Origin of the sequence: Christiangramia oceanisediminis, assembly GCF_022570735.2 — a bacterium.
Taxonomy (GTDB): Bacteria; Bacteroidota; Bacteroidia; order Flavobacteriales; family Flavobacteriaceae; genus Christiangramia; species Christiangramia oceanisediminis.
This window is the reverse complement of the sequence record NZ_JANCNS010000001.1, coordinates 914,225-935,853: the sequence shown is the minus strand read 5'-3', so window position 1 is coordinate 935,853 and position 21,629 is coordinate 914,225. Positions and strand designations below refer to the sequence as shown.

The following is a 21,629-nucleotide window of genomic DNA, read 5'->3' as shown; positions in this document are numbered from 1 at the left end:
ATGAAAAATAAATTTACCTACCTGTTAATAGCCTGCGCACTGATTTTTATGGCTTTTCAGAAAAACGATTCTGAAGGAAAAGAAAAGAAAGAAGCCGGGAATTCCGGTGCAAAAGCGACCCCTGTTTTTTTAAGCGCCACGTATATAGGCGAAGATGAGGTATATGAGAATTATCCACTGGAAGAAGGTGAATTCTATAATCCTATTCTTCAGGGAACCTATCCAGACCCCGCTATTACTCGAAAAGGTGACGATTATTATATGGTTTGTTCTTCTTTTGCCATGTTTCCCGGGGTTCCGATTTTTCACTCCAACGACCTGGTAAACTGGACGCAAATTGGACACGTATTAGACCGAACCTCTCAGCTTGATGTTCATGATACCGGAATTAGCCAGGGAGTCTATGCACCGGGAATTACCTATAATGAATATAACGATACCTTTTATATGATAACAACTGCCTTTGCAGGCGGACTGGGAAATATCGTGGTAAAAACCAAGGATCCACGCAAGGGCTGGAGCGAACCTTATAAACTGGATTTCCAGGGAATCGATCCATCTATATTTTTTGATGATGATGGTAAGGCCTATGTGGTACATAATGATGCCCCGGAAAAAGCCTTATACCAGGGGCACCGCGTAATTAAGATCTGGGAATATGATTTGGAAAAAGACCAGGTGATCGCCGGAACTGATAAAGTGATCGTAAACGGAGGGGTGGATATAGAAGAGGAACCAATCTGGATCGAAGCCCCACATATTTACAAGAAAAACGGACTTTATTACCTGATGTGTGCCGAAGGTGGAACCGGGGGCTGGCACAGTGAGGTGATCTTTAGCAGCGAAGATCCAATGGGACCTTATACTCCTGCACCCAGTAACCCAATTTTAACTCAGCGATACTTCCCTAAAGACCGTGAAAACATGGTTGACTGGGCTGGTCATGCCGACCTGGTTAAGGGGCCGGATGATAAATATTATGGTGTCTTTCTGGCCATTCGTCCAAATGAAGCCGGGCAGGTAAATACCGGTAGGGAAACCTTTATCCTTCCCGTTGACTGGTCTGGAAAATTTCCTGTTTTTGAGAATGGCCTTGTACCTATGAAGCCAAAATTAAAGATGCCTGAAGGCGTGGAAAACAAAACCGGCGAAGAAGGCTATTTTCCGAATGGTAATTTTACTTATTCTGAAGACTTCCAGTCTGATACATTGGATTACCGATGGATTGGTTTGCGCGGACCTCGGGAAGCCTTTATGGAAAAGACCAAAAAAGGCCTGAAGATCGAACCTTTTGAAGCTGATATCAATGAGCTGGCGCCAACCTCCACCTTGTTCCACCGGCAGATGCATAAGGATTTTACCTTCACCACAAAGATGGAATACAAACCGAAATCTTCCGAAGATATGGCCGGGATCACCTGTTACCAGAATGAGCGTTTTAATTACGCTTTTGGGATCACCCGGAAAGGAAAAGATTACTACGTTCTGTTAGAAAGAACCGAAAAAGGCGAATCCAGGATCCTTGCCAGCAAGAAGATCGATCTGGATAATCCTGTTTCCCTGAAAGTCCAGGCGCGTGGAGATGAGTATGAATTCAGCTATGCACTTGACGGAGAGAAATATGAGAACCTGGGAGGAAAAGTCTCTGGGGACATCCTGTCTACCAATGTCGCAGGTGGATTCACCGGGGCGATGATTGGTCTATATGCCACCACTGCAAATGATGCCGTACCTGAATAACAGCAAATTCCGGAGCATTTTGAGATGCAATGACACTTAAACCTATAGATAAGGATGAGTACAATAAAAAAACTTAAAACTTTCTTATTTCTCTTCGGGTTGTTCCTGGGAATCAGCGGCTATTCGCAGGAGGCGATGATCAACAGTCCGGATGCTAATTTGAAAGTCAATTTTTATGTAGAAAACGGACGGGCTCTTTATGAAGTGCTTTATAAAGACAAAATGATGCTCGAGAAATCACCCCTGGGTCTTATTACCAACGAAGCCGATTTTACGAAGGATTTAAGTTTTTTGAAGTCTGAAAAAGGCGAGGTAAGCGATGAATATTCTATCGACAGGATCAAGCAGTCTCAGGTCTCTTACCAGGCTAACAAACTGAAAGTAAATCTTGCTAATGCTGGAGATAAGGAGATCTCTATTGTTTTCCAGGTTAGCAACAATGATATAGCTTTCAGATATGAAATTCCTGCCTGGGGCGAAACCCGGGCATGCCTCGTTGAAAAAGAGGTTACTGGATATGATTTTCCAGATGAGACAACCAGTTTCCTGTCGCCAATGATGCAACCCATGGGAGGTTTTGCAAGAACTGCGCCTAGTTATGAGAGCGGTTACGAGGTAGATGTGCCTATGGATACCAATACTTCTGAAACCGGTTATGTTTTTCCCGGTTTATTCAAAATTGGAGGAAATGGATGGGTGCTGCTTTCTGAAACCGGTGTTCGAAGCCTTTACAATGCTTCTCATTTAAGCCGATTTAAGAATGGCATTTATACCGTGGAATATCCCGATCCTGCGCAAAACAATGGATTTGGAAGTACAGGTGCACAAATTGGACTTCCGGGCCACACACCCTGGAGAACGATAACAGTGGGCGAAAGCCTTAAACCTATCGTGGAAACCACTATATCTTACGATGTGGTAGATCAGCTTTATGAGCCTTCCCAGGATTATGAATATGGAAAAGGAACCTGGAGCTGGATCGTTTGGCAGGACGACAGTATGAATTATGACGACCAGGTAAAATATATTGACCTTGCTGCAGCGATGGGATTCGAATATATCCTCATCGATGCCTGGTGGGATGAGCGAATCGGTTACGAAAAGATGGAAGAGCTCATTAAGTATGCTGACTCCAAAGATGTAGATGTGTTTCTCTGGTATAATTCCAACGGGATCGTTAACGACGCGTTCATGACTCCAAGGAATAAGATGAATACTTCCATCGCCCGTAAAAAGGAAATGAAATGGCTAAAGGAAGTTGGAGTAAAAGGGATTAAAGTAGATTTTTTTGGCGGGGATAAGCAGGAAACCATGCGCTTGTACGAAAATGTGCTTTCTGATGCCAATGATTATGGACTAATGGTCATTTTCCATGGAGCCACTCTTCCTCGCGGTTGGGAACGAATGTATCCGAACTTCGTGGGAAGCGAGGCCGTTCTTGCTTCAGAAATGCTTGTTTTTGTCCAGGATGTTCGAAATAAGGAAGCTGTTTACGCGAGCTTACATCCCTTTATTCGGAATACAGTCGCCAGTATGGAATTTGGGGGCATTATGCTGAATAAATTCCTGAATAAAGGAAATAAGGAAGGCCAGGAGCGGCTTACCACCGATGCTTTTCAGCTTGCCACGGGAGTTTTGTTTCAAAATCCGGTGCAGATGTTTGCCCTGACTCCAAATAACCTTGAAGATGTTCCAAAATTTGGACTGGATTTTATTAGAGGCTTACCAACTACCTGGGATGAAACGGTATTCATTGACGGGTACCCCGGAAAATTTTCGGTTCTGGCGAGAAGGCATGACCAAACCTGGTATGTGGCTGGGGTAAATGCTGAAATGAGCCTAAAAAAACTGGACCTCGAACTTCCCATGCTTGCGGGAAAAACCGTCACAATTTATTCCGACAATAAGAAAAAGAAAACCTATTCCGAGGAAATTAAAATCCCTGCCAGCGGAAAGTTTTCCGTAGACATTCAGCCGAACGGCGGATTTGTAATAAAAAATTAAGCAATTTATGAGGCGTACATTCAGCTTATTGATCGTGCTTATTTCCTTTGGGACTTCATTTTTGAAGGCTCAAAATCCCATTATCCAAACTGCTTATACGGCAGATCCGGCGCCAATGGTGCATGATGGTAAAGTTTACCTCTATACCAGTCACGACGAGGATAATTCTACCTGGTTCACCATGGACGACTGGCGGTTATATACTACCGATGATATGGTGAACTGGACCGATCATGGTGCTGTTCTCGAGTATAGTGATTTTGACTGGGGGCTGAAAAATGCCTGGGCACCTGCGGCTATAGAACGTGACGGAAAATTCTATCTATACGTCCCTATAACCGATCGTAATAATCAGAATGGGATTGGAGTGGCAGTAGCTAATAACCCCTATGGCCCGTTTATCGATCCCCTAGGGAAGCCAATGGTTTCAAATAGTAATGCCGATATAGACCCTGCGGTTTTTATAGATGATGACGGGCAGGCTTATATGTTCTGGGGAAATCCGGTGTGTTATTTCGTGAAGCTCAGGGAAGACATGATCACTACAGAAGGTGAAATTCAGCAAATTCCAAACACTATTGAGGCTTTCGGAAAACGGGAAGGCGAAAAGAACGAACGCCGACCCACTACCTACGAGGAAGGTCCCTGGGTTTATAAACGGAATGACATCTATTACCTGTTTTTCGCAGCCGGCCCAATACCTGAACATATTGGATATTCTACCAGTAAAAGCATTAACGGCCCCTGGAAATATCAGGGTAAATTAATGCCTACGGAAGGAGGGAGTTTTACCAACCATCCAGCGATCATAGATTATAAAGGCAAAACCTATTTCTTTTATCATAATGCGGGTTTGCCCGGAGGTAGCGGATTCAACCGTTCGGTGTGTGTACAGGAAATAGAGTTTAACGAAGACGGAAGCATTGACCAGGTAAATATGACCAGCGGAATAGGGGAAGCTCTGAAAACCCTGAGTCCGTATCGCAAAACCGAAGCTGAGACCATAGCCTGGTCTGAAGGCTTTAAAGCAAAATCAAATGAGGTGGTTGGCAACTTCGTCACAGCGATGAAAGATGGGGCCTATATTAAGGTGAAAGCTGTTGACTTTGGAGAAACTTCTCCAGTCTCTATCACTGCCCGGGTTGGGAGCGTTCATAACAACAATGTTTCACTGGAGGTGCGGGCAGATGCCAGGGATGGTAAGCTTTTAGCCACATTAGACGTTCCTTTAACCGGTGGAGACGATCGCTGGAAGCTCGTTAAATCTGAAGTAGAAGAAATTACCGGTGTTCGTGACCTGTTCTTCGTGGTGAAGGGGCCGGCTCCCACGCAACTTATGTTTTTCGATTACTGGTTGTTCTCAAGATAATTTAAAAACGAATAAACCTTACTAATGTCAATTTATATGTCTAAGCTTCGATTGAGTCTAATTTGTCTTTCCATTCTGCTGGGAGTTTTTTCCTGTAAACCTGGAAAAAAAGATCAAAATGATTCGGCTGAAAAAAAATGGGTGGGTACCTGGAGCACAGCTCCGCAATTGGTGGAGCCAAGAAATATGCCGCCGGAACCAGGCCTGACCAATAATACGCTACGACAGGTTGTAGCAGTATCCATCGGTGGTGACGAATTACGTTTAAAATTGACCAACGAATTCAGTAAGAGTCAGCTGGAAATAAATGCAGTCCAAATTGCTGTTTCCAAAGATAGCAGCGCTATTGATGAGTCTACCGCAAAAATGCTCAAATTTGACGGAAACCAATCGGTAACTATTGCCGGAGGTGAAGCGGTTTATTCAGATCCTATCCAATTCAACCTGGAAGACAGGATGAGGCTGGCCATCACCATCTCTTACGGTCAAACGCCGGCCGATCTAACTGGTCATCCGGGTTCGAGAACGACTTCCTATATTTTGGAAGGACAAAATTCACAATCAAATGCTGATTTCACCACGGCTGTAAAAACCGATCACTGGTACACGATCAATACCATCGGAGTGAAAAGAGATGAATCTGCAGCAGCCGTAGCGATCATTGGGAATTCGATTACCGATGGGCGTGGATCAGGTACCAATAAGCAAAATCGCTGGCCCGATATCCTTTCCCAGGAATTACTTAAAAATCCAGAAACCGAGAATATTGGTGTTCTGAATATGGGAATAGGTGGAAACGCCGTCCTACGAGGAGGTTTGGGTCCTACGGCCCTTGATAGATTTGAACGTGATATCCTTCAGCAAAATGGAGTGAAATGGCTAATTATCATGGAAGGCGTCAATGATCTTGGTGGAACGCCAGATAGTACTGCTGCGTTCGAGGTGGCTAAAGGGCTTATTTCAGCATACCAGCAAATGATCGAAAAAGCGCATAAAGAAGGAATTAAAGTTTATGGAGGGACGATTACGCCTATCGACCAATCATTTTATTACAAAGATTACAGGGAAGCAGCCAGGCAAAAGGTAAACAGCTGGATCAGGAATAGTGGCGAATTCGATGCGGTGATCGATTTTGATAAAGCCGTGCGTAATCCCGATAACCCCAGCGTTATTCAGGAAAACGCCCATGACGGAGATTACCTTCATCCAAACGAATACGGATATGAAATTATGGGAAAAGCCGTTGACCCGGAATTGTTTCAATCTGAAGAATAATTAAAAACGTGGGAAAATGATATCCAGGAAAATAGGTTTCAGCATATTCATTTTTTTCAGCTTCTTTCTGTCTTATGCTCAGGAAAAGGCGATAAATCCTGTTATACATGCCGATGTTCCGGATGTTTCAATGATCCGGGTGGGGAACAATTATTATACGAGTAGTACCACCATGCACATGAGTCCGGGAGTTCCTATTATGAAGTCAAAGGATCTTATCAACTGGGAAATCGTGAATTATGCCTATGACATTCTGGATGATACCGATGCCCTGAATATGGAAAACGGCCAGAATGCCTACGGAAGAGGTTCCTGGGCGAGTAGTTTAAGATATCATAATGATATTTATTATGTTTCTACATTTTCGGGAACTACGGGGAAAACCTACATTTATTCTACCGATGATATTGAAAACGGTGAGTGGAAAAAGCAGTCTTTTGAACCGAGTTTACATGATAACAGCCTTTTCTTTGATGATGATGGTAAGGTTTATATGGTTTATGCCGGAGGGACCATAAGAATAGTGGAGTTAAAAAAAGATCTCTCAGGTATTATTCCTGGAACCGATAAAGTATTGATTCAAAATGCTAACGCTCCTGCAGGTGATAATATCATGCTTAACGCGGAAGGTTCCCAGCTTTTTAAAGTAGACGGAAAATATTACCTGTTCAATATTACCTGGCCTCGAGGCGGGATGCGCACCGTTCTTGTTCACCGTGCTGACGATATTATGGGACCTTATGAAGGTAAACTGGTTTTGCAGGACAAAGGAGTTGCCCAGGGCGGATTGATTGATACTCCGGAAGGTGACTGGTACGCCTACCTGTTTAGAGATAATGGTGCCGTGGGAAGAATTCCCTATCTCGTGCCTGTTAAATGGGAAAAAGGCTGGCCGGTTCTGGGCGTTGATGGCAAAGTACCTATGCAGCTTGATCTTCCTGCTAACCAAAGCCTGATTCCGCATATTGTGAATTCAGACGACTTCAGCAGAAGGGATAATGAAAAGAAATTGCCTCTGGTATGGCAGTGGAATCATAATCCGCAGAACGATCTGTGGAGCCTGGATGCCAGGGATGGTTATCTAAGGCTTACCACCGGCAGAATAGACACCTCGTTTGTAACTACGAGAAATACACTTACCCAGAGAACCATTGGTCCGGAAAGTACCGGGGAAACCTCTCTGGATCTTTCAGGAATGAAGGAGGGTGATATAGCCGGTTTTGGAGTACTTCAGGATAAGTATGGCTATGTAGGGGTAAAGCTCCGAAATGGTAAAAAAACGATTAGAATGGTGAAAGGTCGGGATGGAGAAGTGGTAGAAGAAGTTCCTTATGATTTGGGTGAAATCTACCTTAAGATCACCTGCGATTTTAAGGACCGCAATGATATCGCACGTTTTTATTATTCTGAAAATGGAGAAAACTGGAAAGAGATCGGCGAAGCTTTAAAAATGGAATATACCCTTGGTCAATTCATGGGTTACCGTTATGCCTTATTCAATTACGCTACTCAAACTCCTGGAGGCTATGCAGATTTTGATTACTTCAGAATACAGGAGGGCTTAAAATAAATCAGAAAAGATCATGAAAAATTTAATTTTCAACACCTTAGTTCTTAACACACTTTTGCTTTCAGGAATAAGTGTTTTGGCTCAGAATCCGCTTATTACGGATCAATTTACGGCAGATCCTTCGGCCAGGGTTTTCAACGGTAAGATATATGTATATCCTTCCCACGATATCGTACCTCCCGAAGGAGAAGGTCGTGCAGACTGGTTCAATATGGAAGATTACCATGTTTTCTCTTCAGAAGATCTAACCAACTGGACAGATCATGGCGTTATCCTCGATCAAAAGGATGTTCCATGGGCAGACCCCAAGGCATATAGCATGTGGGCGCCAGATGCCATAGAAAAGGATGGGAAATATTACTTTTATTTTCCCACCCGGCAAAAAACAGCGAAGGATGGAGAAGCCGGTTTTTCAATAGGAGTGGGCATTGCCGATCAGCCGGAAGGCCCTTTTGTTCCCCAGGAACGATCTATAGAGGGAGTAGGAGGAATAGACCCGAATGTCTTTATTGATGCTGATGGACAGGCCTATCTTTACTGGTCACGTGATAAGATTTACGGGGCGAAATTGAAGGATAATATGTTAGAGCTTGCTTCAGAACCTATGATTTTTGAAGTGCCTAAAAAAGGACATATCGAAGGTCCATGGTTGTTTGAGAGAAACGGTACCTATTATCTCACCTATCCGCATGTGGCCAATAATACCGAAAGGCTGGAATACGCTACCAGTGATAACCCGATGGGACCTTTTGTACACAGGGGTGTGATCATGGATGAATCTCCAACCGGTGTTTGGACCAATCACCATTCTATTGTGGAATATAAAGATCAATGGTACCTGTTCTATCATCATGCAGATTATTCACCGGACTTCGATAAACTACGTTCGATTAGGGCAGACAGTTTATTTTTTGAACCGGATGGAAGTATTCGAAAAGTGGAGCCGACATTCAGGGGAGTTGGGGTTATTAAGGCCACTGATAAAATTCAGATCGATCGTTTTAGCTCAAAAAGTAAAGAGGCTTCGATGGCTTTCAACGATCCCGAAAAAACTTTTGATGGCTGGCACATCATTCTGAATGAACCCGGTAGCTGGGTTCGGTTTAATTCCGTGGAGTTGGAAGATGGTCTGGGAATGCTCAATTTGAGACTTGCCGCCGAGACCGAAGGTACACTGGAAGTTCGTTTGGGTGCTGAAGATGGTCAGCTTCTGGCCGAAATAGAATTTTCGGAGACTTCAGGATTCAAAAATGAAAAATTTAGTATTCAAAAGTTAAAGCCCGGGGTACGCGATCTATTTTTAATTCTGCGGAAAGGCAAGCTGAAAGTAGACTGGTTGCAGTTTGAATAGTGGGATTAGAAATCATAAGGATAAAACACAACAGACTTTCAAAATATCATATATCATGAAAAACCTTTATACATTTTTATTGCTGGGGATTTTCGGTTTTACAGCCTTTGCCCAGGATTGTAATGAAAAAGTTGATGACCCCAGGGGGAAAATGGACCCCTGGGAGAAAGGTGCCTGGGAAACCGGGGAATACCGAAACCTTTTTGCAGAAGCGGGTTATCCCCAGGATGAGATCGATGCCAAACTGGATAAAGCCTATTACGATCTGTTCGAAGGCCCAAACCGGGTGTATTTCGAGGTAGGCGATGATATGGCCTATGTTTCTGATATTAAAAATAAAGATGCGAGGACCGAAGGTTTGTCCTACGGTCTAATGGTCGCCGTTCAGTTTGATAAAAAGGAGGTTTTTGACAAATTGTGGCGATGGACCAAAAAGTATATGCAACACCAGGGAGGTGCCCGTGATGCTTATTTTGCCTGGAGCGTCGACCCCAAAACCGGAAAGCAGAATTATCCTGGCTCTGCCTCAGACGGTGAATTGTATTTTGTGACTGCTTTATTGTTCGCCTCTAATTTGTGGGGAAACGAAACCGGGATAGACTATTACGGTGAAGCTAGAAGAATCCTGGATGCCATGTGGAGCAAGGACGGAACAGAAGGTGTGCGAAACGTACTAAATGTAGAACATAAACAGATCAATTTTGTTCCCCATGAAGGTGGTTACGACTGGACCGATCCTTCTTACCATGTACCTGCTTTTTTTGAAGTTTGGGCCGAATATGCTAATGATGGCCATGAAGATTTCTATCGTGACGTGGCCGATACCGCGCGGGTTTTTCTGCATCGTGCGACTCACCCCAAAACCGGGTTAAACCCAGATTATGCCGAATTTAGTGGAGAACCTCATAGCAGGGGTAAAATGGGTGACGCCTTTAGATATGATTCCTGGAGGGTGCCTATGAACATAGCTATGGATTACAGCTGGTTTGCAAAGGATAAAAAGTGGCAGCAGGAGTATGCCGAGCGTATTCAGAATTTCCTTTATTGCGAAGGCATCGATACCTATGTAGACCAGTATAATATAGACGGTTCCACACCCGATTGGATCCTTCCTGCCGGCGGTTACCAGAAACTTAGACATTCTCTGGGACTGGTCTCAACAGCCGGAGCCGCGTCATTGATGACCACCCATCCTAAAGGCTGGAAGTTTGTGGACGAAGTCTGGAACGCCAAACTTGAACCTTACGAAGATGGATATTTTGATCCTTATTTTGATGGATTGCTTTACCTTTTCAGCCTCATGCATTTGAGCGGTAATTATCAGATCATACACCCATCAGAATAACAATTTAACGGTCTGAAAATAGATCTTTTTTTAATCAGACTTTATATCTAATTATTGGTATCTTCATCGCCTTAGGAATTTAAAATCAAAGTTCGTCTTGGAAAAAAAGATTTGGAAGATCCTCATATTCTTACTGCCACTAAGCTTCTTGATTTCCTGTGGAAACGATTCCGGTAAAAAGGAAAAAGAGGATGGGGAAACTTATAAATATACCAATCAGCTCATCAATGAAACCAGCCCTTATCTGCTGGATCATGCTCACAACCCGGTGAACTGGGAACCCTGGGATGAAAGCGCATTTGAAAAAGCGAAAACACAGGATAAACTTGTGATTATCAGTATTGGATATTCCTCCTGTCACTGGTGCCATGTAATGGAGGAGGAAACATTCGAGGATGTAGAGGTTGCAGGTATTATGAACGAGGAATTCATAAATATTAAAGTAGACCGGGAAGAAAGACCTGATATCGATGAGGTGTATATGACCGCCATCAACCTGATAAAAGGTAGTGGCGGCTGGCCACTGAACGTGATTGCCCTGCCAGACGGAAAGCCTATTTATACTGGTACCTATCATACCAAAGAGCAGTGGAAGGATGTGCTGTCAAAAATAAGTGCCAGCTACAAGGAAAACCCTGAAAGAGCACGCGAATATGCCAGTATGGTGGCCGAAGGCATTAAGCAATCTAATTTTGTTTCAGTTGAGGAAGAACCCGCCAAACTTCAAAAAAAGGATCTTACAGATTTTGTAGATAAATGGTCCCGCAACTGGGATCAGGAATGGGGTGGAGATACTGGACCGCAAAAGTTTATGCTTCCATCTACTTATGGTTTTTTACTGGATTACGCGTTGATGAACGATGATCCGGAGGCCCTGGACCACGTGAAAAACTCATTAAATCTTATGGGAAACAGAGGGGTTTACGATCATATTGGCGGTGGTTTTTTCAGGTATAGTACCGATGCCGAATGGAATGTGCCTCATTACGAAAAGATGCTTTATGATAACGCCCAGCTGTTAGGCTTATATTCAAAAGCATACAGAGTATTTAATAATGAAGAATACAGGGAAGTTGCAAAGGGGGTCAGCGATTTTCTTTTTGACATGATGAAAAGCCCCGAAGGCGGTTTTTATGCGGCTATAGATGCCGATAGCGAAGGCGAAGAAGGTAAATTCTATACCTGGAAAAGAGATGAACTGGAGGAAGCTTTAGGTTCCGATTTTTCACTGTTTTCTGAATATTATAACCTGTATCCTGAACCGGGAACTGAGGGGAAATATATTATCCTGAGTTCAGGCTCAGATTCTGAATTCCTGAAAAAGTATTCGCTTTCGGCGGCTGATTTGAAGGTTAAAAAGAAAAACTGGAATTCTGATCTACTTGAATCGCGGGATAAAAGGGTTCATCCGGCGATCGATGACAAAATAATTATTTCCTGGAATGCCTTGCTGATCAGTGGATTTATTGAGGCTTACAAAGCCTTCGGAGATAAGACCTACCTGGACACTGCAGTATCTATCTATGATTTCATTCAGGAAAAAGGTATGAAAAATGGAAAATTGATTCATTCCTATAAAAAAGGAGGAAGGGAAGTGAATGGTTTCCTGGATGATTATGCCTATCTCATGAGCGCTTCCCTGGAGCTTTTCAGTGTAACACAAAACCAGCAATATTTAGATTTTTCCAAAAGGCTGCTCGGCCAGGTGGAAGAAAACTTCAGTGATGACAATGAGGTCTTTTATCGGTACAGCGAAAATGATGAATTGATTTCGCCGATCGTAAAGATCGATGATGGAGTCCTGCCTTCTCCAAATGCAGTAATGGCCGAAAATCTGTTTTTTCTGGGTCACCTGTTCTATAAAGACGAATGGAATCAAAAATCTGAAGCGATGCTCGCCACCATGCAACCCGCAATTCAGGAAAGTCCTGCTGCCTATGCTAAATGGAATCATACCTATTTGAAACATACTTTTAACTTCCTGGAAATTGCCGTGGTTGGTGAAAAGGCAGGAGAGCTGTCCCTTGAATTGGAGCAGCAATACTTTCCGAACAGTTTGATCGCGGCAAGTACTTCAGAAAGCGATATCCCTCTGTTCGAGGAACGCTATATGGCTGGGGAAACCTACATCTATGTTTGTGAAAACCGAAGCTGTAAAAGACCGGTTAGCTCAGTAACCGAAGCCGAAAAATTGATCAGGGAGATTAGATAGTAAATCTGAATTTACCGCCTCTTTCCAGGCTAAATTTAGAACCCTAGTTTTAATATTTTCCCCTGATATGCTGATGCACCTTGTCCCGATAGAAAGCTGCAAGTTCTTTCTTCAGACTTTCCGGCAGCGGAGCAAGTTCTGAAACACGGGCATTTTCTGAAATATGCTTAGTGGAACTGGCTCCAGGGATAATCGTACTAACTTCCTTATGGTCCAGAATCCACCGTAAAGACATTTCGGTAAGACTCATTTCATCCGGGCAAATCTCTTTGAGTTGGTTGGTAAGTTCAACTCCTTTTTCGAACGGAAGTCCGGCAAAGGTTTCACCAACATTGAACTGCTCGCCATCTTTATTGAAATTCCGGTGATCATCTGAGTCGAATTGGGTAGACTTATCGAACTTACCGGTAAGCAACCCGCTGGCCAAAGGTAGCCGAACGATAATTCCAACACCTTTTTCATAGGCCGAAGGAAGCAATTCGTCTTCCAACTTTTGCCTGAATATATTAAAGATCACCTGTAGCGACTGAAGCCCTTCCTGTTCCAGGCATATTAGCCCTTCCTTTATACTTTCCACACTGGCGCCAAAATGGGCAATTTTGCCTTCCTTCTTTAAGGTCCTTAACCAGTCAAAAACATCGCCTTTTTCGAGTTCTTTTTCAGGGATACAGTGCAATTGAAGAAGGTCCAGTTGATCTACTCCCAGTCGTTTCCTGGAAGCATCCACGCATTCTCTCAAGGCTTCTTCGGTATAAGAATCAGGGTACACATCGGGATTTCTTCCAAATTTGGTCGCGATCCGTACTTCCTTGCCTTTATTAGAGAAATAATCTCCGATTATCTCTTCGCTCCTTCCTGCTCCGTAAACATCGGCCGTGTCGAAAAATGAAATATCGTTTTTTACAGCCTCCTCAAGAATATTCTTCGCTTTTTCCTTCTCGATCTGCTTACCCCAGTCGGCGCCTATTTGCCAGCAACCCATTCCAATTTCACTTACTTCAAATCCGTTCTTGCCTAGTTGCCGATGTTTCATAATTGTACTTGATTTTTGAGGATATATTATTCCGAATTTTTTCTCTTCGGACTCATAGCCTATAATTTAAAAAATTTTCTAATCATTCTCCTTCTCAAATTCAACTACCTCCCAGTAGGCCTTTTTTGGCTCGAAGTTCTCGTCGAATAGAAGAGGATAATTCTTTCTTCCTGCCACCGGATACCGGTCCAGCCAGGTGGCCCGGTCTGAAATATTCCAGAAGGTCACCCCTGTAAGAACATCTTTGTAATCCCTGAACACCTCGAAGAACATATCGTATTTTTCGATCTGTTTCTGCTCGAGTTCGGGGGTGAACTCGTCGCTTTCTCCAGGCTTCAATTCCCGTTGTTCCTTTTCCCATGGGTAAAGGGAAACGTCAAGTTCGGTGATTTGAACATCCAGGCCTAATGAGGAATACATGTCTATTGCTTTTCTCAATTCTTCTTCAGAAGGCCCATAAATAGACCAGTGTCCCTGTATCCCGACTCCGTCGATTGGAACATTCCTGTCTACAAGCATTTTCAGGAGTTTATAGATGCGATCGCGTTTTTCCGGAATAATGGCATTATAATCATTATAGTAAAGCTTAGCTTCAGGATCTGCCTCCCGGGCATATTCAAAAGCTTTGATGATAAAATCCTCGCCGGCAATCGTGTACCAGTCAGATTTCCTGAGGAACTGCGTGGAATCGTCGGCGATGGCTTCATTCACCACATCCCAGGCATAGATGGTTCCTTTATATCGCTTTACCACCGAATCGATATGAGATTTCATTCGCTGCAATAAAACTTCTTTGCTAACTTTTCCATTACCATTTTCAGCTTCAAAGATCCATCCTCCTGTTTGCTGATGCCATACCAGGGCATGTCCGCGTAATTTCATGTTATTCTCCCTGGCAAAATTTGCGATCTTATCTGCCGGTTCCCAGTTATAACGATCCATTTCGGGATGAATGACACCCATTTTCATCACGTTTTCGGGGGTCATGCTGTTAAAATGTTTCAGGATCAAGTCTTTTGATTCACCTTCAAAAGAGTTGGGAGCCACGGCGACACCCATCGGGAAATAATCTGAATAGTAATCTTTCAAACCTTTTTCCTGTTTACTTTCAGAAACTGAAGATGGGCTTGAGTCCTGTTCATTTGATTCAGAATTGTTCTTACAACCGATAAAAGCAAGGATTCCAAAAAGCCAGAAGCCTGCGTGAATGATTTTACGCTTCATAATCTTTTAATTTAAATTTTGCTGAAGTCCGAGTTCCAGGCCACGCAACTCTGCAAGCCCTTTCAGTCTTCCAATCAATGAATACCCGGCGTAGTATTTCCTATGAACATCGGCGGAATGCAGGTAACCATGATCGGGCCTCATGGGTAAGCTGATCTTTTGATCGTTCATATGATTCAGGATACGTTCGACCACTTTTGCCATGGGCACATCTCCATCAAGATGGTCTGATTCCCGGAACACGCCGGAAGTTTCTTTTTTCACGTTCCGAAGATGTAAAAAATGAACCCTGTTTTTAGATTTTTCAAAGATCTCCAGGAGATCGTTTTCGGGTCGTGCACCAAGAGAACCGGTGCAGTAACACAAGCCGTTAGCAGGGATGTCCACTCCTTTAAAAATTTGCTCAATATCTTCCTGAGTGCTAACTACTCTTGGCAGTCCAAGGACAGAAAATGGTGGATCATCGGGATGAATTGCCAGTTTTAAACCAACTTCTTCTGCTACCGGGGCAACCTCGGAAAGGAAATAGATAAGATTTTCCCTTAATTTTTTATCATCGATATGATCGTAAGCCTTTAGTTGTTCTTTTATGATCTCCGGGGTGAAATTCTCATCGCTTCCGGGGAGTCCTAAAAGCACGTTATTGAAAAGGGTGTTCTTTTCTTCGGCGCTTAACTTTTCTCCAAGCTGCCTGGCTTCTTCAATTTCTTCCTTAGAGTAATCGTTTTCAGCCTGATCTCTTTTCAGTAAGAACAGATCGAAATAGGCAAATTTCACGGGGTCGTACCGGAGAACTTTAGATCCGTATTCATTTTCAAATTGATGATCGGTTCTGAGCCAGTCCAGGATCGGCATAAAATTATAGGTGACTACCTCGAGACCACATTCAGCGACATTCCTCAAACTCTGTTTATAATTATCGATATATCGCTGATAATTGCCGGTTTGTCGTTTAATATCCTCGTGAACGGGAAGGCTTTCGATCACCTTCCATTCCAGGCCTGCTTTTTGGATCATATCCACTCGTTGCCGGATATCATTAACTTCCCATATTTCTCCAACGGGAATCTGGTGCAATGCGGTTACGATCCCGGTAATTCCTGCCTGTCTTAGTTCCGGCAGCGAAATAGGGTCCTGGGGACCATACCAGCGCATGGTTTGAGTCATTCTGTACATCTCTAAAATCCTATTGAATTTCCGCCATCGATAGGCAGAATGGTTCCCGTGGTGAATTTTGATTCTGAAGTAGCAAAGTAATAAACAGCATCAGCAACATCAGATGGTTCTCCAAGTTTTCCCATTGGTGTTCTGGATAACACTTTTTGCTTTCTTTCAGGCTCACTGTCCAGAGCCTTGCTACTCATGTTGGTTTTAATAAAGCCAGGAGCGATACAATTCACCCGAATCCCGAACTGGGCGAGATCTACTGCCATGGCACGGGTCATCCCTTCTACAGCTGTTTTACTGGCAGAATAGGCGATCACTTTTGGGATTCCGTACTGAGCGGCCATGGAACTGATGTTGATGATACTTCCAGAGTTTTGTTTTTTCATATACTTTGAAACTTCCCTGGTCATTACAAAAACACTGGTCACATTCGTATGAAGTATAGACTGAAATTCCTCGTCGGTAACCTCCAGTAATTCCTTTTTCATATTGATCCCGGCATTATTTACAAGGATATCTACAGAGCCTGCTTCCTTCGCAATGTTTTCTATGGCGGCAGGAATCTCCTTAAGATTATTTAGATCGAGGATAAAGGGCCTGGCATTTTCGCCAAGTTCTTCGCAAGCATTCTTTGTTTTTTCTCCGTTTCTACCGTTTACATAGGTGATAATTCCATTATCACATAGTTTTTTAGCGGTGGCATATCCCAGACCGGCATTTCCACCGGTTACGATAGCTGTTAGTTGTTTTTCCATAAGATTTTAATTCCAGGAGGGCCTTATGCCAGGGGCAAAAGGAAATTCCAGTGATTTATAATATTCTAAACTGTGTTCTGGTTCCGGAACTGACTCCGGAAGCTCCATATTCGAGTATTTCTGAAAATAGGCAAGACAGGCGTCTCTCCACCATTTAGCTTCTTTTAATTGAATCTGCAATAACATGGAAACCTTCTCATAAGGTTCCTGGTCTACATATTCTTCCATTTTTTCCCAGGTGTCTATCATATCCTGAACCTCCTCAACCCCTTCCTGGTAGGTAGTGGCAATATTGAACCATAAAGTTTTACCATTTTCCATCTCGTAATCCCACGGCAAATGATGGAACCACAATAGAAACTTTTCAGGGGTTGTTTCAGGAGAACTGTATTTTTCAGCAATTGGATCGGCATATTGAGCCAGTGCATTACTACCAGATTTTGTACGGTCAAACCCTACCCCTTCTGAATCTGCCTTATGATAATAGACTGGATTCCATTCCGGTCTGGAAAGCTCACTAACCCAGGGGCCCGGGCCGTAATGGTGGCCTGTGTCCATAATATGATGTAACCCAAGAGGCGTCATATATTTTACTACAGATTCCCGAGAATCCAATAACATTTCCTTAATGGGCTGAACGAATTCAGGATTATTGGTAAAGGTCATTTTTATCCAGTCTTCGGCAATCTTTTCTGAATCGAGATAAGGGTCCCAGGCAAGACGGCCAAAGCCATACCAGTTTGCCTGCCCAAATGGGTGACCGGTCCAGTTCTTTTCAGTTCCAATATTTGCTACTCCAGCTATTCCGGTCAATTTTTTATTGGAAAGCGTTCCGTCTATGATCTTTGCAACGCTTGAGTTTTCACCCTGGACATAAGTATCGCTTTGTAAGGTTTCTTCAAACATCTTTGGAAGGAAAACCAGGTGAGAAGAAAAACCAAGATATTCCTGGGTGATCTGGAATTCCATCATTAGGGGAGTATCTGGCATGGCCCCGAAAATAGGGTGGAAAGGTTCCCTGGGCTGAAAATCGATGGCTCCGTTCTTAACCTGTACCAATACATTGTCATGAAATTGGCCATCGAAAGGCACAAATTCAGAATAGGCCTGTTTTGCACGGTCTTCCGGATCGTCTTCAGAATACACAAAGGCACGCCACATTACAATTCCGCCATGAGGAGCAACTGCTTCTGCCAGCATATTGGCACCATCAACATGAGATCTTCCATAGTTGTTGGGGCCAGGCTGCCCTTCAGAATTCGCCTTTACCAGGAAACCTCCAAAATCGGGGATTTCAGCATAGATTTCGTCTGCTTTGTCTTTCCACCACTGTCGAACCTCTTCGTTTAAAGGATCTGCTGTATCAAGGTCGCCACTTTCCAGGGGTGCAGAGAACCGGGCAGTAAGGTAAACCTGAATTCCGTAAGGACGAAAAACCTCTGCCAGTGCTTTTACTTTTTCTATATAATGTTCAGTTAAAACAAGAGAATTGGCGTTTACATTGGTAAGAACGGTACCGTTGATGCCTATTGAGGCATTGGCTCTTGCATAATCCATATATTCCGGTTTTATAAGCTCCGGAAGTAAATGCCAGTCCCAGATCGAAAAACCCGCGTAACCTCTTTCAACCGTTCTGTCCAGGTTATCCCAGTGATTCAAAACCCTCTTCTGAATTTTCGGGCTGTCACTGATATCAATGTTTGAAATGTCTTTGTGGAGTTGAATTTCCTTTAAAAGCCTGAAGCTTCCATATAAGACGCCAATATCAGACTTTGCCGTAATCAGGATTGTAGGTTGCTCATCGATACTAAGCTGTTTGATGATATACCCCTCATCATTTATACTTTCAAGATCTGAGCTCAGTTCTGTTTGCAATTCTGATGAAAGCCGATCTTCCGTGGCCAGCATTAATAGATTGGAACCTTGCTCTCTTGTTTCCAAATCGGTATCAAAAAGTGATTTCCAGGCATTCTTTAGCTCCTCTGTTGAAGCATTAAGAGTGGCAGATGATCCTTTAACCTGGATTCCAGTGATTTTACTGGTATATTGTTGTTTTAGCTGCGAATCAGTAATTGAAGAATATTGCAGCCAAAGGTCGTAACCATTTTGTGCGTTGAGATTTCCAACTAAGGTGAGCAGGAAGAATAATACGAAATGCTTTTTTAAGTTCATGTGGTTGAGCTAAGATTGATGCAAAAGATCGAAGGATTTAATTGCAGAGCGAAAATTATACAAAAATAATATAGGAAACAAAATTTTTACGCAATCGGTTGCGTTTAATTTAATTTTATGCTTTATTTGTTAATATTATTTCAATTTTTGACAGGGATTTTTTAAATAATGACAATTTTAAAATTTAAATAGACTATGAGAATCAGGCCTTTAAACTTGGTTGTATTGATAATGTATACCATGATTTCAGGGGTTATGCATGCTCAGGATGGTACATCAGGAAATGATTATCCATTTAGGGATACAGAGCTTTCCCTGGACGAAAGAGTACAGGATTTAATCAATCGATTGACTTTGGAGGAGAAGGCCATGCAAATGGTTCATAACAGTCCTGCAGTAGAAAGGTTGGGAATTCCCGAATATAACTGGTGGAACGAAGCATTGCACGGGATTGGCAGGTCTGGCGTCGCTACGGTATTTCCACAAGCAATTGGCCTGGGAGCCACTTTTGATGAAAATCTTATAAAAGAAGTTGCTTCTACGATTTCAGATGAGGCAAGGGCCACCCATAACACTGCCGTTAAGAATGGATATCGCCGGCAGTATAGCGGTCTTACCTTCTGGACTCCGAATATCAATATTTTTAGGGATCCGCGTTGGGGAAGAGGCCAGGAAACCTATGGCGAAGATCCCTTTTTAACAGCTATCCTGGGTACCGCTTTTGTGGAAGGTCTGCAGGGAAATCACCCTAAATATCTTAAGACCGCTGCAGCTGCAAAACACTACGCCGTGCATAGCGGTCCAGAAAAGTTGAGACATGAATTTAATGCCGAGGCTTCTCAAAAGGATCTTTGGGAAACCTATTTGCCAGCTTTCAAAGCTCTGGTAGATGCCGATGTGGAGACTATTATGTGTGCTTATAATAGCACTAATGGTGAGCCGTGCTGTGCCAATAAGTATTTATTGCAGGACGTACTACGTGATAAATGGAACTTTGATGGCCATATTGTAAGTGATTGCTGGGCGTTGATAGACTTCTATGAAGGGCATAATGTGGTGCAGACTGCCGAAGAAGCTGCAGCTTTGGGAATAAAAAGCGGAGTGAATTTGAATTGTGGGGACACCTACCCGGCACTTCCGGAAGCCGTTGCAAAAGGACTTGTTACTGAGAAGGAAATAGATGAACAGCTGGCCATCCTTTTAAAAACGAAATTCAAACTGGGTCTTTTCGATCCGGCTGAAGGAAATCCGTATTCTCAACTTTCAGAAAAGGATCTGAATACCGAGAAGCACCGCCAGCTCGCTCGCGAAGTAGCTCAAAAATCTATTGTTCTTTTGAAGAATGATGGCGTTCTTCCACTTAGAAATGATCTATCAAAATATTTTTTAACAGGTCCGAACGCCACGAGCATCGAAGTCTTACTTGGGAATTACCACGGGATCAATCCTAACCTGGTGACTATTATGGAGGGACTTGCAGGAGCCATTGAACCTCAGAGCCAGATGCAATACCGCCAGGGTACATTGCTTGACAGGCCAAATGCCAACCCGCAGGACTGGGCGTCGCCTAATGCCGGGAATAGTGATGCAACTATCGCTGTACTGGGAATTTCAGGAGTTCTGGAAGGCGAAGAAGGCGAGTCTATAGCTTCTGAAACCTTTGGTGACAGGCTGGATTATAACATTCCGCAAAATCAAATAGATTATTTACAGAAATTAAGCGATGCAGCTGGAGATAACCCGGTAATCGCAGTAATTACAGGCGGTAGCCCGATGAACCTGGAAAAGGTGCATGAGCTGGCAGATGCAGTTCTGTTGGTATGGTACCCTGGAGAAGAGGGAGGAAATGCAGTAGCCGATATCGTTTTTGGAAAGGTTTCCCCTTCCGGAAGGCTGCCTATTACTTTCCCGAAGTCCCTGGATGACCTGCCTCCTTATGAAGATTATTCCATGAAGGGCAGAACCTATAAGTATATGGAAGCTGAACCAATGTATCCGTTTGGATACGGACTTAGTTATACCAATTTTGAATATTCGGGACTTAAGCTTTCGCAGGAAAAAGTGAAAAAGGGAAATTCCCTGAAGGCAACTGTAAAGGTTGAAAATACAGGGGAAAATGCTTCAGAAGAGGTGGTACAGCTTTACCTTAGCGATGTGGAGACATCGGTTGATGCGCCAAAATATCAATTATTCGGAGTTAAGCGTGTCAACCTGGAAGCAGGTGCTTCTGAAGAAATCAGCTTTGAAATTACTCCTGAAATGATGGAATTGGTGAACGACGAAGGGGAGCGTATTCTCGAAAAAGGCTCTTTTAAAGTTTATATTGGAGGTTCCACTCCATCCGAAAGAAATATCGAATTAGGATTAAATCCTGTACAGGAAGCTTCCTTCATTTTAAACTAACCAAACCAC

Annotated in this window: 14 protein-coding genes; 9 read left to right on the top strand and 5 right to left on the bottom strand. The window is 43.2% G+C overall.

Going from position 1 to position 21,629, the window contains the following annotated elements:
• From MKO06_RS04205 to MKO06_RS04170, 8 genes are all read left to right on the top strand, one after another.
• Positions 1–1,740, top strand: a complete 1,740-nt coding sequence (locus tag MKO06_RS04205; RefSeq protein WP_241551024.1) for a glycoside hydrolase family 43 protein — start codon at positions 1–3, stop codon at positions 1,738–1,740.
• A 54-nt stretch (positions 1,741–1,794) separates the two neighbouring features.
• Entirely contained in the window at positions 1,795–3,744 is a 1,950-nt protein-coding gene (locus tag MKO06_RS04200; RefSeq protein ID WP_241549409.1) for a glycoside hydrolase family 97 protein, read from the top strand.
• A 7-nt stretch (positions 3,745–3,751) separates the two neighbouring features.
• Positions 3,752–5,113, top strand: a complete 1,362-nt coding sequence (locus MKO06_RS04195; RefSeq protein ID WP_241549408.1) for a glycoside hydrolase family 43 protein — start codon at positions 3,752–3,754, stop codon at positions 5,111–5,113.
• 36 nt (positions 5,114–5,149) lie between these two features.
• Positions 5,150–6,388: an SGNH/GDSL hydrolase family protein gene (locus MKO06_RS04190; RefSeq protein WP_241549407.1), complete on the top strand. Its 1,239-nt coding sequence runs from the start codon at positions 5,150–5,152 to the stop codon at positions 6,386–6,388.
• A gap of 16 nt (positions 6,389–6,404) precedes the next feature.
• Entirely contained in the window at positions 6,405–7,958 is a 1,554-nt protein-coding gene (locus MKO06_RS04185) for a glycoside hydrolase family 43 protein (RefSeq protein ID WP_241549406.1), read from the top strand.
• A gap of 13 nt (positions 7,959–7,971) precedes the next feature.
• The gene (locus MKO06_RS04180) at positions 7,972–9,309 is read left to right on the top strand and encodes a family 43 glycosylhydrolase (RefSeq protein WP_241549405.1); all 1,338 of its coding nucleotides are present in this window, start codon (positions 7,972–7,974) and stop codon (positions 9,307–9,309) included.
• A 55-nt stretch (positions 9,310–9,364) separates the two neighbouring features.
• Complete coding sequence (locus tag MKO06_RS04175; protein ID WP_241549404.1) at positions 9,365–10,654, top strand: family 8 glycosyl hydrolase; 1,290 nt, start codon at positions 9,365–9,367, stop codon at positions 10,652–10,654.
• 97 nt (positions 10,655–10,751) lie between these two features.
• Positions 10,752–12,866 carry a thioredoxin domain-containing protein gene (locus MKO06_RS04170; RefSeq protein ID WP_241549403.1) on the top strand — a complete coding sequence of 705 codons (2,115 nt, stop codon included), beginning with the start codon at positions 10,752–10,754 and terminating at the stop codon, positions 12,864–12,866.
• A 49-nt stretch (positions 12,867–12,915) separates the two neighbouring features.
• On the opposite strand, the gene MKO06_RS04165 is transcribed toward MKO06_RS04170, so the two are convergent.
• The 5 genes from MKO06_RS04165 to MKO06_RS04145 form a co-directional block, all read right to left on the bottom strand.
• Positions 12,916–13,899 (bottom strand): aldo/keto reductase, encoded by a 984-nt coding sequence (locus MKO06_RS04165; protein ID WP_241549402.1) that lies wholly within the window; start codon positions 13,897–13,899, stop codon positions 12,916–12,918.
• A 78-nt stretch (positions 13,900–13,977) separates the two neighbouring features.
• Entirely contained in the window at positions 13,978–15,123 is a 1,146-nt protein-coding gene (locus MKO06_RS04160) for an endo-1,4-beta-xylanase (protein WP_241549401.1), read from the bottom strand.
• 6 nt (positions 15,124–15,129) lie between these two features.
• Positions 15,130–16,299, bottom strand: coding sequence for a mannonate dehydratase (gene uxuA / locus MKO06_RS04155; protein WP_341849944.1), 1,170 nt, complete (start codon positions 16,297–16,299; stop codon positions 15,130–15,132).
• 2 nt (positions 16,300–16,301) lie between these two features.
• Positions 16,302–17,045 (bottom strand): SDR family NAD(P)-dependent oxidoreductase, encoded by a 744-nt coding sequence (locus tag MKO06_RS04150; protein WP_241549400.1) that lies wholly within the window; start codon positions 17,043–17,045, stop codon positions 16,302–16,304.
• A gap of 6 nt (positions 17,046–17,051) precedes the next feature.
• Positions 17,052–19,217 (bottom strand): alpha-glucuronidase family glycosyl hydrolase, encoded by a 2,166-nt coding sequence (locus MKO06_RS04145; RefSeq protein WP_241549399.1) that lies wholly within the window; start codon positions 19,215–19,217, stop codon positions 17,052–17,054.
• A 231-nt stretch (positions 19,218–19,448) separates the two neighbouring features.
• Between MKO06_RS04145 and MKO06_RS04140 the strand changes: the two genes are divergently transcribed.
• On the top strand, positions 19,449–21,620 hold the full coding sequence (locus MKO06_RS04140; protein ID WP_241549398.1) for a glycoside hydrolase family 3 N-terminal domain-containing protein: 2,172 nt from the start codon (positions 19,449–19,451) through the stop codon (positions 21,618–21,620).
• Positions 21,621–21,629 lie beyond the last annotated feature (9 nt).

What these genes read in the sequence shown, in the direction of transcription:
- MKO06_RS04140 (WP_241549398.1), top strand. Translation starts at nt 19,449, where the DNA reads ATGTATACCATGATTTCAGGGGTTATGCATGCTCAGGATGGTACATCA.
- MKO06_RS04190 (WP_241549407.1), top strand. Translation starts at nt 5,150, where the DNA reads ATGTCTAAGCTTCGATTGAGTCTAATTTGTCTTTCCATTCTGCTGGGA.
- MKO06_RS04145 (WP_241549399.1), bottom strand. Translation starts at nt 19,217, where the DNA reads ATGAACTTAAAAAAGCATTTCGTATTATTCTTCCTGCTCACCTTAGTT.
- MKO06_RS04165 (WP_241549402.1), bottom strand. Translation starts at nt 13,899, where the DNA reads ATGAAACATCGGCAACTAGGCAAGAACGGATTTGAAGTAAGTGAAATT.
- MKO06_RS04180 (WP_241549405.1), top strand. Translation starts at nt 7,972, where the DNA reads ATGAAAAATTTAATTTTCAACACCTTAGTTCTTAACACACTTTTGCTT.
- MKO06_RS04195 (WP_241549408.1), top strand. Translation starts at nt 3,752, where the DNA reads ATGAGGCGTACATTCAGCTTATTGATCGTGCTTATTTCCTTTGGGACT.
- uxuA (WP_341849944.1), bottom strand. Translation starts at nt 16,299, where the DNA reads ATGTACAGAATGACTCAAACCATGCGCTGGTATGGTCCCCAGGACCCT.
- MKO06_RS04175 (WP_241549404.1), top strand. Translation starts at nt 9,365, where the DNA reads ATGAAAAACCTTTATACATTTTTATTGCTGGGGATTTTCGGTTTTACA.
- MKO06_RS04185 (WP_241549406.1), top strand. Translation starts at nt 6,405, where the DNA reads ATGATATCCAGGAAAATAGGTTTCAGCATATTCATTTTTTTCAGCTTC.
- MKO06_RS04150 (WP_241549400.1), bottom strand. Translation starts at nt 17,045, where the DNA reads ATGGAAAAACAACTAACAGCTATCGTAACCGGTGGAAATGCCGGTCTG.
- MKO06_RS04200 (WP_241549409.1), top strand. Translation starts at nt 1,795, where the DNA reads ATGAGTACAATAAAAAAACTTAAAACTTTCTTATTTCTCTTCGGGTTG.
- MKO06_RS04205 (WP_241551024.1), top strand. Translation starts at nt 1, where the DNA reads ATGAAAAATAAATTTACCTACCTGTTAATAGCCTGCGCACTGATTTTT.
- MKO06_RS04160 (WP_241549401.1), bottom strand. Translation starts at nt 15,123, where the DNA reads ATGAAGCGTAAAATCATTCACGCAGGCTTCTGGCTTTTTGGAATCCTT.